This is a genomic window from Bradyrhizobium erythrophlei, from assembly GCF_900129505.1.
Classification (GTDB): domain Bacteria; phylum Pseudomonadota; class Alphaproteobacteria; order Rhizobiales; family Xanthobacteraceae; genus Bradyrhizobium; species Bradyrhizobium erythrophlei_D.
Window position 1 is genome coordinate 4,239,973 of sequence record NZ_LT670818.1, and the last position, 13,225, is coordinate 4,253,197.

Sequence of the window (13,225 nt, forward strand, 5' to 3'; positions counted from 1 at the left end):
CGAGAAAGGCACCATGAGCGCTACACGAGCTGATATCTCTAGAGAATAAGTCGAAGGGAGCTCGCAAGTGCGAACGACATCGGCTGATTTTCGCAAGCGGGCACGATATTACCGTTTTGCCGCAGCTCTAACAAATACTCCACGAAACGTAGCGACGTTCGACGGGCTCGCAGCCATGTTCGATCAGATCGCTTGTCGTTTTCGTCGAGCAGAGACGAGACCCGTAGGAGACGAACTGATGCCTCTCGTTCGCGTTGAACTGCCCGCGGGCAAACCTGCTGAGTATCGAGCAGCCGTGGGTGAAGCAATCCAGCAAGCCATGCATGCGGCGCTCAAGGTCCCGCTGCAAGAACGATTCCACATCTTCACCGAGCATGCGCCCGCCGACCTTGTGATCGACCAGACCTACCTCGGGATCGAACGCTCCGTTGATGCGATTGTGGTCCAGGTGACGCTGAACGAAGGTCGTGATGCCGAAGTGAAGAGGGGCTTCTACAGAACCCTGGCGGACGGCCTGCGCGAGCGCATTGGGCTGCGCCCGGAGGACCTTGTAGTCAATCTCGTCGAAGTGAAACGCGAGAACTGGTCGTTCGGCAACGGCGAGGCGCAGCTCGTCTAACGCAAACACCCGGCGCCCAGCCAACTTTCAAAGGAGAGATGTGATGATACGATGTGTGCGGATCTGGACGGCAAAGGATGGTAACTCGCTATTCGAGGAAGGGATGATCGACCTTCCGAAGGGCGAGCGTGGCGATATTCTCAGCGACAAGATCATGGCGTCAAGCATCTCGTTCCGCGAGACTAGATCGGGCGGCACCTTTGCCCCGCATGACGCGCCGGCCCGCCAGTTCGTCATCACCCTATCCGGTACGCTTGAGTTCAAGACCGCCAAGAACGAGACCTTCATCATCCGTCCCGGCGATATTTTGTTGGCCGAGGATACGACCGGCACCGGGCATAGCTGGCGGCTCGTGGACGACCAACCCTGGCGCCGAGCCTATGTAATCTTGGCGCCCAACGTCGCGGTCCCATTCCGCAAAGCGGATCGCTGATCTTGCGGTCACGAACGACACGTCACCCGCATCCAAACGCCTCGATCTCGAGGGGGAGAACTTCCCATGCCCATCTTTAGTAATTCGGATAGTCCCGACGTCGTTCTGATCGGCGCCGGTATCATGAGTGCGACGCTCGGAACTTTCCTGAAGGAGCTCGAACCGTCGCTGACTGTCGTCATGTTCGAGACGCTTGGCGATTGTGCACAAGAGAGCTCGGAGGGCTGGAACAACGCTGGAACCGGTCACGCCGCCAATTGCGAGCTGAACTACACACCTCAGCGCAAAGACGGCAGCGTGGATATCTCCAAGGCGCTCGAGGTCAACACCGAGTTCGACCTGTCGCGCCAGCTCTGGTCGTTCCTGGTCAAAAAGGGCGCAATCCCCAACCCGCGTGCTTTCATCCACCCGTGCCCGCACATGAGCTTCGTCTGGGGTGCCAGCAACGTTGCGTTCCTGCGCGAGCGCTTCAAGGAGATGTCGGCCAATCACTGCTATCATGGCATGGAGTACAGTGAGGAGCGCACCAAGATCGCTGAGTGGGCGCCGCTGATCATGGATGGGCGAGGCGACGAAGAGCCATTCGCGGCAACCCGCATGATCACCGGCACCGATGTCGATTATGGCGCGTTGACCCACCTGCTTGTCAAACACCTGTCCGATCAGTCCGGCTTTCACCTTCACTATAATCGCGAGGTCGTTGGTCTGGACCGCGAGGACAACGGGCGCTGGCGCGTATCGGTCAAGGACACCAATGATGGCGGGCTCGCAACCGTGTCGGCCAAATTCGTCTTCATCGGAGCAGGTGGCGGCTCCCTGCCGTTACTACAGAAGTCGAAGATCCCCGAAGGCAAAGGCTATGGCGGATTCCCGGTCAGCGGCATCTGGCTGCGTTGCGATGTCGAGGACGTGAGTCGGTGCCATCATGCCAAGGTATATGGCAAGGCCGCCTCGAGCTCTCCCCCGATGTCAGTGCCGCACCTCGACACACGCGTCATCGGCGGCAAGCACTCGCTGCTGTTTGGCCCCTACGCAGGCTTCTCCACGCGCTTCCTCAAGCGTGGTGCACTTACGGACCTGTTCACGTCGCTGACCTTCGACAACATCATTCCACTGCTCGACGTCGCACGCGACAATATCGATTTGACCGAATATCTCATTGGTCAGGTCCTGCAGAGTTCGAGCCATCAGTTCGCGACCCTTAAGCAGTTCTTCCCGCGCGCCGCGAAAAAAGATTGGAAAGAGGCCGTCGCTGGGGTGCGCGTGCAGACCATAAAGCCGCACGAGAGCAAGGGGTGGCTCAATCACGAGGTGGGCGATCTTGAGTTCGGCACCGAGCTTGTGGCGGCGGAAGACAAATCGATCGTGGTGCTTTTGGGCGCTTCGCCAGGCGCGTCCACGGCTGCGTCGATCTCGATCGACGTGCTCAAGAAATGCTTTGGAAACGAACTGACCGAAGGCGCCTGGTTACCCCGGCTAAAAGCTATCATTCCGACATACGGGATTGATCTCAAGACCGACGCAGACGCCTGCCGGCGCGTCCGCGCTGAAACGGCGCTAGTGCTCAAGATCAACGACATCTCAGCAGCTCCGGATCCGCAGCGTCCGCCGGCTCGCGAGAAAGATCCTGCCCATCGGTAGCTTTACGCAGCAATCCCAGGAGAGATCCATGGTCGAGATGAGAAAAGAGACCGATAGCCTCGGAGTGGTCGAGGTGCCGGCGGACAAGCTGTGGGGGGCGCAGACCCAGCGCTCGCTCGAACACTTTAGCATCGGCAAGGATCTGATCCCTCGCGAGATGATCAGCTCCTACGCCACCCTGAAGAAGGCCGCGGCCACCGCGAATCACGCGAGTAAGCGGCTTGACGATCAACGATACAAACTGATCGTTCAGACCTGTGACGAGATTCTCGCCGGCCGGCACCACGACATGTTTCCCTTGCATGTCTGGATGACCGGCAGCGGTACGCAGTTCAACATGAACGTCAACGAAGTGATCTCCAACCGTTGCTGCCAGCTCGCAGGGACCCCTCTTGGCGGCCATGCCCCGGTGCATCCCAACGATCACGTCAACATGGCGCAGTCGTCGAATGACACGTTTCCATCGGCCATGTATATCGCCGCAGCCGTCAACGCGAAGCAGCGTCTCATGCCTGCGGTTTTCGCGTTGCGCGACGCCATCGCCACGAAATCAGAAGCGTGGAACGACGTCGTAAAGATTGGGCGCACGCACATGCAGGACGCCACCCCGCTGACGTTGGGACAGGAATGGTCTGGCTACACCGGAATGTTGTCGGACGATCTGGACCGGATCGAAACAGCCCTGCAAGGCGTGTATCGCCTAGCACTCGGTGGCACGGCGGTCGGAACCGGCATCAATTCGGCACCGGGCTTTGCCGAATCGGCGGCTGCCGAGATTGCCAAGCTGACCGGGCTGCCGTTTATCACCGCGCCGAACAAGTTCACCGTGCAGGGCTGTCATGCGGACCGCGCGCCGGATTTGCGGAATTGGAAATCCCGAAGAATGAGCCGGGCTCCTCGATCATGCCGGGCAAGGTCAATCCGACCCAGTGTGAAGCGCTGACAATGATTGCCGTGCAAGTTATGGCCAATGACGTCGCGGTAGGCTTCGGTGGCGCGGGCGGCTACCTCGAGATGAACGTCTACAAACCGCTGATGATCTTCAACATCACTCACTCCATCACGATCATGACCGACGGCTGTGTGAACTTCCGAAGGTTCCTGATCGAGGGTACCAAGCCCAACCTGAAGAAAATCAACGAATATGTCGAGCGTTCGCTGATGCTCGTCACGGCACTTTCCCCTGTCATCGGCTACGACAAGGCGTCGAAAATCGCCCACTACGCCATGGACAATGATCTCACATTGAAAGCTGCGGCATTGAAACTTGGCTTCGTCACGGAAGCCGAGTTCGATCGGGTCGTCGATCCGAAGAAGATGGTGAAGCCCTATGTCGCAACTGATGCATCCGCCAACAGCGCGGCCTGCGCGTAGACGGAGCAAGTTGGAGCCGTGCCGACCGGCTCGGGGCGGCTCCACGAATAGTTCAACCCTGACAGATGGATTGAGGGAAGCTTCGATGGCGATGGATGAGCGATCAACCTTGTCCTCGTTTCAGTCAGACGAAAAAAGCATCGATGTGGTTAACCAGCTGGCGGCCAATCCCACCGGCGTGGATATGGATCGCGTGGTTTCCGCAGTGCGACTGATCGAGGATGTCGAGGCTGGCAGGGTTGTACCAGGAGCCGCAATGGAGATGATCGGCGCGATCTCACGGGCGCCGCCGGCTCCGACATGGCTTTTCATCCTCGCAGCTGCGGCAGGCGCGGTGGCGCTGGCCGCGATCTTCGGTGTCGGGCATTTCGCTCCTGCGATCTTGATCTTCGTGAGCGCGGGGTGCGGCGCCTTGCTGCGTCGCGGTTTGGCGAGTTTGAGCCAGAACGTTTTCGTCCAGCCGTCCTGTGCGGTGCTCCTCGCGGGCTTGGTCGGCGCGCTCGCGGCTCGTTATGATCTCAGTTCGTCGCTGCGCCTTGTTGCGGTCTGCCCGTGCATGGTCCTGGTGCCGGGACCGCATCTTCTCAACAGCGCGTTGGACTTTATCAATGGCCGAATTCATCTCGGCGCCGCCCGCCTGATCTATGCGGGGCTTATAGTTGTGGCGATCTCGGTGGGATTGCTTTTTGGACTTGCGGTTATCGGCGTCTCGCTCCCGGCTGATGCGCCCGGCAGGGCCGTCCCGATCTGGCAGGACGTGATCGCTGCCGGCATCGCCGTTGCCGCTTACAGCGTGTTCTTTTCCACACCGCTCAACATGCTGCCATGGCCTGTGGCGGTGGGCATGCTCGCCCACGGACTGCGCTGGGCGATACTGACCTTGCTCGGCTTCGCCGCCCCCGTCGGCGCCGGTGTCGCTTGTGTTGTCGTCGGGCTGATCCTGACGCCCGTCTCACGCCGTAGTCACATGCCGTTTGCGGCGATCGGGTTTGCCTCCGTCGTTTCGATGGTGCCGGGCGTTTACCTGTTCAGAATGGTGAGCGGTCTTGTGCAAATCGGAAGCGGCTCGCAGACCACGTTGCAACTGATAGGTGCGACAACTTCCGACGGCATGATTGCCGTAATGATCATATTGGCGATGAGCTTCGGCCTCATCATTCCAAAAACGTTAATCGACTTCATTGGCGAGAGATCACTGGAGAGCCTGTGCAATGATAGATGATGCACGGCAACCCGGCGGCGAGGGGGCCTCCCGCGCTTGCGATCGACGCGGTCACTTGCTGCGAAGCTTCTGACCACGGTGCTCAGCCTGACGGCCGGCAGCGCCGACATCATCAGTTTTCTTGGGCTCGGCGGCTGTTCACCGTTGGCCATTGTGTTGACCGGCTAAGGATTACGCGGGATGGCAAAGACTTACCATCTGCATCGGCTGGCGCGATCTGTTCGCGTCTGGCGCGCGGCAATCGCGTCACAGATGCCGCGACCATGCTGGCCGACGGAAGCGTTCAGCGCGGCGCGGCTCGCACTGACATCCGTGGGGGCAATCTACCTAGCCATGCTGCTGGAACTCGATCGGCCGGAATGGGCGGGTTGGACCGTGCTGTCCGTCTCCCTCGTGACGCGCGCCAGTTCGCTGCAGAAGAGTCTGTGGCGGGCTGTCAGCAGCATCATCGGATGTGGCATCGCGCTCGCGCTGACCGCGAATTTCGCCCAGTCTACGCTCGCCTTCGATGCCGCCGTCGCGTTGTGGCTCGCCTTGTTGACGGTACCTGCGAGCATGGAGCGCGGGCAGCGGTCGTATGGCTTCGCCCTTATGGGCTACACGGTGCCAATTGTGACGCTGGCCAATTTGGATCAGCCTAGCCTGGTCTTCCAAGTGGCGGTCGACCGGTGCTCGACGCTGCTGCTGGGCATCGCCTGCGCCCACGCTTCGTCGGTTCTGGTTGCCGCTGGCGTGCGCGAGGTCAGCAGCAGCCTTGCCGACCGGCTGGACGCCACGGCGACGGCGTGCGGCGAGTGGCTGCGGGCTGTCCAACGCGGCGGCAACGTACCCGAACCTCCCGTCTCCCAGGTTCTGGCGCTGGATCTCGCGGTGGCTGACGCGTTCACCGAACAACCGTCGCTGCAGACCGGCCGACGCGCCGTGAACGACGCGCCAACCCGCCTGTTGCACCTGCTCGCCGTCGGTCTGCTGGAGCGCAGGCTGGGGCCGCGGGATGGCAGCGAGACCAGCGAGCTCTTGGGAAACCATTTCGCCGACTGGGGCCGGCAGTTGCCGCGAATCCGGTCGGCCAGCCTGCTGCTGCGGGAGGGGCGGCGGGTCGGCAACCGCCGCACCCCCGTTCGACTGCTTTCGATCGACAGAGATGGACGACAGGCCTTCAACAACGCGATACGAACCGCCGTGGCGGTCTCCTTAGCCAATGGCTTCTGGTATGCGTCCGGTTGGCCGTCGGGGTCAGGCGCGGTAACCTGGACAGCCGTCGCGTCGATACTCCTGGCCGCGCGCCCCAGCCCAACCATCGCGACGCGAAACTTTCTCGTCGGAGCTGCGCTGGCCGCCGTCGTCGGCGTTGTGGTGCATTACAGTGTCTTGACGACAAGCGGCATTTTTCCCTTGTTGGCGGTGGTGCTCCTGCCGGTGTGCATGCTGGCGGCGCTGGGGCGTTCGGACGCGCGCGCGGTATCCGGCGGCGGTTACGGCCTCGTGGTGTTGGGCATCATCGGACCGACCAATGTCATGCAATATCAGTTGGACGCGACGCTGAATGACGTGGTGGCGGACCTGCTGGGTCTGTGGCTGGCGGTGATCGCGTTCTCCGCACTGCCGCCACCGGCATCCGCTTCTACACGGCGCTCGCGCGCCAGGCGACGGATGGCCAAGGGCTTTCTTGCCAGCGTTTGTGCGCCGGACTTTCTGCGCCCAGACACGGATCGCTGGCTCGCGCGAATGTTCGACCGGCTCACCCAGGTTGGCGACGAAGACGGCGCCATCAACGGTGGCCAGGCGCTGCTGCTAGCCGGCCTGCTGGGTTTGGCGCTCCGGCGCGAGGATCCCGATCTCGGGCGTCAGGTAGGCGCGGTCGTGCGGGCGCAAGGCCTGAAGGCCGGTTCCACCTTAAGACAGTTAGTCAGCAATGTGGACTGCACGACGCGCCAGCATGACCGAATCGTTGCCTTGTCGTTGCTCATCGGCGCGGGCGAACTGGAACTCTGGCCCGACCTTGCGGGAGAGCAGGTGCAGTGATCCCTTTGCGCGAAATCGATCTGCTCGGCGTGTTCGTCAGCCCGGCTTTGATCTGTCTGGCTGTGGCATTGATCCTCTCGCTCATCTTGCGGCGTCTTCTAGACAAAACCGACATCAACCGCTTCGTATGGAATCGCGCCTTGTTTGACCTGAGCCTGTTGATCGTGATGACCGCCCTATTTATCCTGTCGCTCCGTTTCGGTGGGACGTAACGATGCCAACGCGCCCGTGGGTGCCGCCAGCAGCATTCAATTTCGTCGCTACGCTAATCATGTTTGGCGCTGCGATCGGCCTCGCCTGGATGGCATGGAATTACTACGAATATGCGCCGTGGACACGGGATGGACGGGTGCGGGTTTACACCATCCAGCTGGCACCCGAGGTGTCGGGCACAGTTGTTTCGTTACCCATCAAAGATACCCAGTTTGTGCACAAGGGCGACGTGCTGTTTCAGATCGATCCTCGCGACTACCAGAACAAACTTAAGGAGGCGACCGGACGGGTGGCGCAGACCAAGGCACAGGCAGACTATCTGGGAGCGGAGGCGACACGTCGGTCCCAGCTGTCGGACCTCGCCGTGTCAGCTGAACAGCGGCAGAACGCCATCGGCATCGCCCAGGCCGCAAACGCTGCGATGCAGGAGGCAAACGGCGCCCTTGATCAGGCGAGGCTCGACCTGGAGCGCACCACCGTCCGCTCACCCGTGAATGGCTGGATCTCGGATTTGATCCTGCAACAAGGAGGCTTCGCCAAGGCCGGCCAGCCGGCGGTGACGGTCGTGAATGCAGACAGCTTCTACGTGGTCGGGTATTTCGAGGAAACCCAGCTGCCGCGCATTCGGTTCGGCGACAGCGCGCAGATGGTGCTGATGGGCTATCCAGACCGGCCAGCGCGGGGGCATGTCGCGGGTTTTGGCCACGGCATCAGCGTTGCGGACGCTGCGCCCGGCGTGCAAGGCCTTCCGTCGGTGAACCCGGTTTTCACTTGGGTCCGCCTTGCGCAACGCATTCCGATCCGGGTGGAGCTGGACGACGTACCATGCCCGATCATGCTGTCAGCGGGCATGACGGCGACCGTCTCGATCCAGGGCGGAAAGGCAGGACAAGCCGATGTTCATCGCCAGTCAAGTGCCCGACGCGGATCGGATGCAGCCCAAACGTGCGAACAAACAGGGCGGAATTGACGAACGACGGTTCACCACACCCGCCGTGCAAAAATACGGACGATCCTTCCGGCCCACGTAATGCCCAGCCGATGACCGTCGCGCGGTCGCGGAACAATGGCACCTCCCGATCGCGAGAAGGGATAAGTCATTGGGCTTAAGGGATGACTTAATATTAGGGGCGACTTAAGGGCGGACTTAAAGGGGTGACTTAGCCCCCGGGCGCCGGTAGAGCAGTTTGCGCTCAGGAGGCTGCGACTTTCGCTCGCCGGTCGCCAAACGCCTTGAGTGATACCAACGGGCCCAAACACTGACTCATTTTTGGGATTCCCAAATCAGGGAAACTCTGACTCGATGCTGGCTCTTTGAGAGGAGCGGCATCGATGGGAGCGGCGATTTCGATCACCCGGTTTGATCTTACGGCTCGGGAACTTCGCAAGGCGGCGAGTGGGGAAAAGGATGGTGCGGTGTCACGGCGGATGCTGGCACTTGCGCTGGTGCTCGACGGCATGGACCGCAAGACGGCGGCCGAAACCTGCGGCATGGATCGACAGACCTTGCGGGACTGGGTGCATCGTTACAACGCCGAGGGACTGGCTGGGCTTCGCAATCTCACACCGCCAGGCCCTGGATCGAAGCTCACGGCACAGCAGCAGGCCGAATTGGCTGAGCTTGTCGAGGCCGGCCCCGATCCGGCGCGGCACGGAGTGGTGCGTTGGCGGTGGATCGATCTGCGCGACGAATTGCAGCGGCGCTTCGGTGTCGCGCTCCACGAGCGTTCGGTCGGGAAGGTTCTGGCCAAGCTCGGTTACCGCAGGCTGTCGGTAAGGCCCCGCCACCCGCAGGCCGACGAAAAAGCCCAGGAGGCGTTTAAAAAAACTTCGCCACGACAGTCACGGCGCAGCTCCTCGACCACGCCAAAGACAAGCCGATCGAAATCTGGTTCCAAGACGAGGCCCGGATCGGCCAGCAGGGCACGCTAACCCGCGTCTGGGCCAAGCGTGGAACGAGGCCCCGCGCGACCAACGCTACGACTGGGCCTATCTGTTCGGCGCCGCCTGTCCGCAACGTCGCGTCGCCGCAGGCCTGGTCATGCCGGCGGCGAACGCCGAGACCATGTCGCTGCATCTCATCGCCATCGGCCGCATGGTCGCCACAGGTAGCCACGCCGCCCTCGTCCTCGACGGCGCGGGCTATCACATCGCTGCCGCACTCACCATCCCCGACAACGTCACCCTCGTGCACTTGCCGGCCTACGCCCCTGAACTCAATCCAATCGAAAACGTCTGGGAATATCTGCGCGGCAACAAACTCGCGATCACCGTCTTCGACGACTACGACGACATCGTCGATAAAGCCTGCGCAGCATGGAACTTCTTCGCAGACGATCCAAATCGATCATGGGCAACGGTCAATCCTTAGGGCCGTTGGTATTAGACCGGGGTGACGAAGCTCTGGGTGCTCCGGCATCGCCTGCATTCATAAATGTGATGCACGAAGCCCGGCTTTTCCTCCTCGGTGAATGAAAACAGCATCTACTTCCCGCATTTGACGCAGGTGGCCTCTTTCGGGAGCGTATTACTCGCGTGTCACCCTATTGCAACTGAAGCATCGGAAAACGAACACAGCTGGTTTTTGTCCGATTGGGGGAAGCATACCGAGGTAAAGCATTTGCGCGCCGCAGCCTTCGCAGATTCGAACCTTGGCTTGCTCCGAATCACCCATGCTCGAATCATTAGGCTATGCGACCGCCACCGCTGCACGAAAACCGTCAGTCAACATGAAAAACAGAACAGGGTGTTACGGATTGAGTCCTCACACGACGTGTCGGTTCAACGCCCGCAGCATGCCGACGCGCGCATGCAACAGCGGGCCTCGATCTTCCGCCGCCATGATTAGGGCCTCGGTCGCCGCCTGCCACTTAGGGAGGTTCTGCTCGCCCTTCGGCAGCTTCATGATGTAGGCGGCAGCCTCATCGAGGGTTAGAAGTTGCCGGCCTTTTGGCAGCGCGATCGGATCCTCGAACGCGCGCGACCACGGCATCAGGCAAATGCACCGTACTTATCGCTAGTCCTTCGGCAGTTTTCGGACATCCTGTTGGTCTTGGAGGCACGTCAGCAACTCGACGTAGCTCGGCGTAATCAAACCAGAGGTACCGCTGACCGATTCAAGGCACATTTTTTGGTCGGATGGTTGAAATTGCGACCACTGCGTTTGAAGCTGAGCCTTGGCCGCCTTCTCCTCATCTGAACACCTCTTGATCGTGGCGTCCAATCCGGCATTGGGATCGAATGCGGCTTCGCTGTCGTCCTTGCACCCGCGCTCGATGTTGAAGTTTGGAACATTATCCGCGACCGCAACGATCAGCGACGATGACAGGGCCAGGGCCGAGAAGGAAATCAACATGACTTTTCTCCTAGTGGGCGAGGCGAACCACAAACGCTACGCCGAGTGGTTTGGGCGCGCAAGCCGCGCTCGGCGTGCGGGGTGGACGCCGGTTGCAATTGTGGGGCGGGTGGTGGCGCACTTCGAGGCGCACCCGAATGATCGGGTCCTCGAAGCGGCGAGACCAGGTCATGCGGCCATGTGGGCCGCGTAAACGTGGCCTGCGGTGCCGGCAATGTCGATCGTTTCACCGCAGAAGCACTGTGACCGGCCATCGGTCGATTGCGTCGGTATCCTGCAGCCCTTGTCCCACATGGCATATTTCCACGATGTCCAGGCAACCGAGCGGCGGTATTCCTCGAAGTCGGCCCGCGAGCACTTCGGAAGATATTCTTTCCATGCGGCCTCGAAGTCGGCCCGTGCCTGTTCGAAGGTCTCGGCCGTGCCCTGGACATGCAGGCCGTGGTGCGATGGTGGATAGAAACCGCAGTCCCAACCCCATTGGTCGACATCAACCGGCACGCCGGCGCGGACAGCGATCGTTCCGGACATGCACGTCGCCATAGTAGACGTGCCAGCAGTCCTGGCGTTCGGGATATCGGCGGCGGGTGAGAGCGGGCATGCCCTATCATCGCGCGGGCAAGACTCACAGTGAAGCCGCTGGATGTCGGGGCCTTCACACGGGAAAGCCACTATAGAACCCGCGAATGGGGGCCTGGCGGTCATTGCCCCGGGCCCATCGCGCCGGTGAATTTGTCGAAATCGCGGAATTTAACCATCGCTCCCTGCATGATCGCGTCGATTGATCCGTCTGACGCTACTCGATACGGCACACCGGCATAGACGCCGTCGGGTTCGAATGGGCGAGGGGTCCGGTCGACGGCGACGCGCGTGCTCTTGCCGCCCAGGCTGGGGCGGGGGAGTGCAGGCGGCTCTGATTTAGCCAGTCGGGTAAGTAACTCCTGTTGCTTCAGATTCGGTAGTGCCAGAACAAACAGGATCGCGATCAAAGGCGAGATTATCACTGCGAGGATAAACCATCCTCCGCCACTGCGGCCACGCGAGCTGGCAGCAATACCAACAAGAAAAGCGAAAACCAGCCAGATTATGAATATTTCCATAAGACAGGATCATCCTCGTTCATTTAATCGCCTTCCCGCCAAGCAATCCGAAGATCGCGCCTGAACCGGCTTTCCAGGCAAAGTCCATCGCCGCATAAGTCTGTTTTTGAAGGTCCATCGCCTTACCCACATTGCCTTTCAGATCGTGACTTTAAGCGCCCGACGGCCGCGGCCCCTGAAACCGGATCCCGCACTTCATCGAATTCGAGGCTTGCTCGACGGCTACTACGCCGCGCTTGTTTGGCGGATGTGGATCACGTTCCCGTTGCGCCCTGAGCAACCTCGATCACATGGCGATCACTCCCGACGGTGATGACGATCGTGTAGGTCTTTTGTCCGTCGGCTTGGTCGGTCGGCGGCGCGATGTGAAGCTGGCCGCCATACCATTCACCTGGCATCAGCGTGTTGTCCTTGATGACCGATTGCTCCAGCACCGCCATGTTCCGCTGCCCGCTCTCGACCGTTGCCGCGACCATCGCCTCATTTTGAACGGCCGCATTGTTCTGAGCGATGGCCGCAGCGGTTGGGCTGTAAAATGTTCCCGTTCGACCGTTGGGCGTCGCGTAGTGGCCGTAGCCTGCCTGCGAAGCACTATAGGCATTCGCCGCGCCAGCGATCCCGGTGAGGATAGCCGCAGCGATTTGCCTGTTATTCTCCTCCTGCACCAGCATTTCATAAGTCACGATCTTCATCTCGAAGTCGGAGCCAGCAACGTGCTGGAACGCCTCGACCTGGCCAACCCGAAACTCGACAGGCTGTTTCCCCAAATTATTGATGCCGACCACGAACACCGGCCGGCCATTGCTTTTGAGTTGTCGAGAGGCTGGCCGCACCAGCACCAGCGAGGTTTTTTGTCGCGACACGAGCGCCGGCTGCCCGTCGCGCATCATCGTCTGCTGCTGCGGATTCGATGCCCGAAATGAAACCGTTTCGCCGCCAGTAACGCAACCGCCCAACGCGGCGCACAGCGCCACGATTGCCAGAATTCTCATTTGATCGCCCCCTAGACCCGCATTCATCCAAGCGCAACTTGCGGTGGAGGGCAAGGGCGGCGATCTTACCGCGCTGCAGCCGGAGGCGGGGCAGCACCTAAAGGAAACGGCTCCAGCCCGGGGGAAGCTGGAGCCGCACTTGGGACGTGCCGGGAGGGACTAGCTACCGCCACTACTACGATTTAGGTCCGCAATCAGTGGGTGCCATTAAATTCGGGTTTAAGAACTTGCGGTGGTGGGTAAGGGAGAAC

At 60.8% G+C, this 13,225-nt stretch carries 12 protein-coding genes and 2 pseudogenes; 9 read left to right on the plus strand and 5 right to left on the minus strand.

Going from position 1 to position 13,225, the window contains the following annotated elements:
* The first annotated feature begins 238 nt into the window (after positions 1-238).
* The 9 genes and pseudogenes from B5525_RS19670 (at position 239) to B5525_RS47860 (ending at position 9,898) form a co-directional block, all read left to right on the plus strand.
* Positions 239-619 carry a tautomerase family protein gene (locus B5525_RS19670; protein WP_079567484.1) on the plus strand — a complete coding sequence of 127 codons (381 nt, stop codon included), beginning with the start codon at positions 239-241 and terminating at the stop codon, positions 617-619.
* A 103-nt stretch (positions 620-722) separates the two neighbouring features.
* On the plus strand, positions 723-1,052 hold the full coding sequence (locus B5525_RS19675) for an AraC family ligand binding domain-containing protein (protein ID WP_338075291.1): 330 nt from the start codon (positions 723-725) through the stop codon (positions 1,050-1,052).
* A 66-nt stretch (positions 1,053-1,118) separates the two neighbouring features.
* Positions 1,119-2,693, plus strand: a complete 1,575-nt coding sequence (gene mqo, locus B5525_RS19680) for a malate dehydrogenase (quinone) (RefSeq protein WP_079567486.1) — start codon at positions 1,119-1,121, stop codon at positions 2,691-2,693.
* 28 nt (positions 2,694-2,721) lie between these two features.
* Positions 2,722-4,067, plus strand: a pseudogene (locus B5525_RS19685) (class II fumarate hydratase).
* A gap of 85 nt (positions 4,068-4,152) precedes the next feature.
* Positions 4,153-5,289 carry a threonine/serine ThrE exporter family protein gene (locus tag B5525_RS19690; RefSeq protein ID WP_172899932.1) on the plus strand — a complete coding sequence of 379 codons (1,137 nt, stop codon included), beginning with the start codon at positions 4,153-4,155 and terminating at the stop codon, positions 5,287-5,289.
* A 180-nt stretch (positions 5,290-5,469) separates the two neighbouring features.
* Positions 5,470-7,314 carry an FUSC family protein gene (locus B5525_RS19695; RefSeq protein WP_079567488.1) on the plus strand — a complete coding sequence of 615 codons (1,845 nt, stop codon included), beginning with the start codon at positions 5,470-5,472 and terminating at the stop codon, positions 7,312-7,314.
* The gene (locus tag B5525_RS19700) at positions 7,311-7,526 is read left to right on the plus strand and encodes a DUF1656 domain-containing protein (protein ID WP_079567489.1); all 216 of its coding nucleotides are present in this window, start codon (positions 7,311-7,313) and stop codon (positions 7,524-7,526) included. Before B5525_RS19695 ends, B5525_RS19700 begins: the two co-directional genes overlap by 4 nt.
* 2 nt (positions 7,527-7,528) lie before the next feature.
* Positions 7,529-8,497 carry an efflux RND transporter periplasmic adaptor subunit gene (locus B5525_RS19705; RefSeq protein WP_079567490.1) on the plus strand — a complete coding sequence of 323 codons (969 nt, stop codon included), beginning with the start codon at positions 7,529-7,531 and terminating at the stop codon, positions 8,495-8,497.
* Positions 8,498-8,859: 362 nt separating this feature from the next.
* Positions 8,860-9,898 (plus strand): annotated as a pseudogene (locus B5525_RS47860) (IS630 family transposase).
* A gap of 393 nt (positions 9,899-10,291) precedes the next feature.
* On the opposite strand, the gene B5525_RS19715 reads toward B5525_RS47860, so the two are convergent.
* The 5 genes from B5525_RS19715 to B5525_RS19735 form a co-directional block, all read right to left on the minus strand.
* Positions 10,292-10,519 (minus strand): hypothetical protein, encoded by a 228-nt coding sequence (locus tag B5525_RS19715; RefSeq protein WP_079567491.1) that lies wholly within the window; start codon positions 10,517-10,519, stop codon positions 10,292-10,294.
* A gap of 24 nt (positions 10,520-10,543) precedes the next feature.
* On the minus strand, positions 10,544-10,882 hold the full coding sequence (locus B5525_RS19720) for a hypothetical protein (protein WP_079567492.1): 339 nt from the start codon (positions 10,880-10,882) through the stop codon (positions 10,544-10,546).
* A 168-nt stretch (positions 10,883-11,050) separates the two neighbouring features.
* Entirely contained in the window at positions 11,051-11,413 is a 363-nt protein-coding gene (locus tag B5525_RS19725; protein WP_154073317.1) for a hypothetical protein, read from the minus strand.
* 170 nt (positions 11,414-11,583) lie between these two features.
* Positions 11,584-11,982, minus strand: a complete 399-nt coding sequence (locus tag B5525_RS45850) for a hypothetical protein (protein WP_197687938.1) — start codon at positions 11,980-11,982, stop codon at positions 11,584-11,586.
* 254 nt (positions 11,983-12,236) lie between these two features.
* Complete coding sequence (locus B5525_RS19735; RefSeq protein WP_154073318.1) at positions 12,237-13,001, minus strand: hypothetical protein; 765 nt, start codon at positions 12,999-13,001, stop codon at positions 12,237-12,239.
* Between the last annotated feature and the right edge of the window lie 224 nt (positions 13,002-13,225).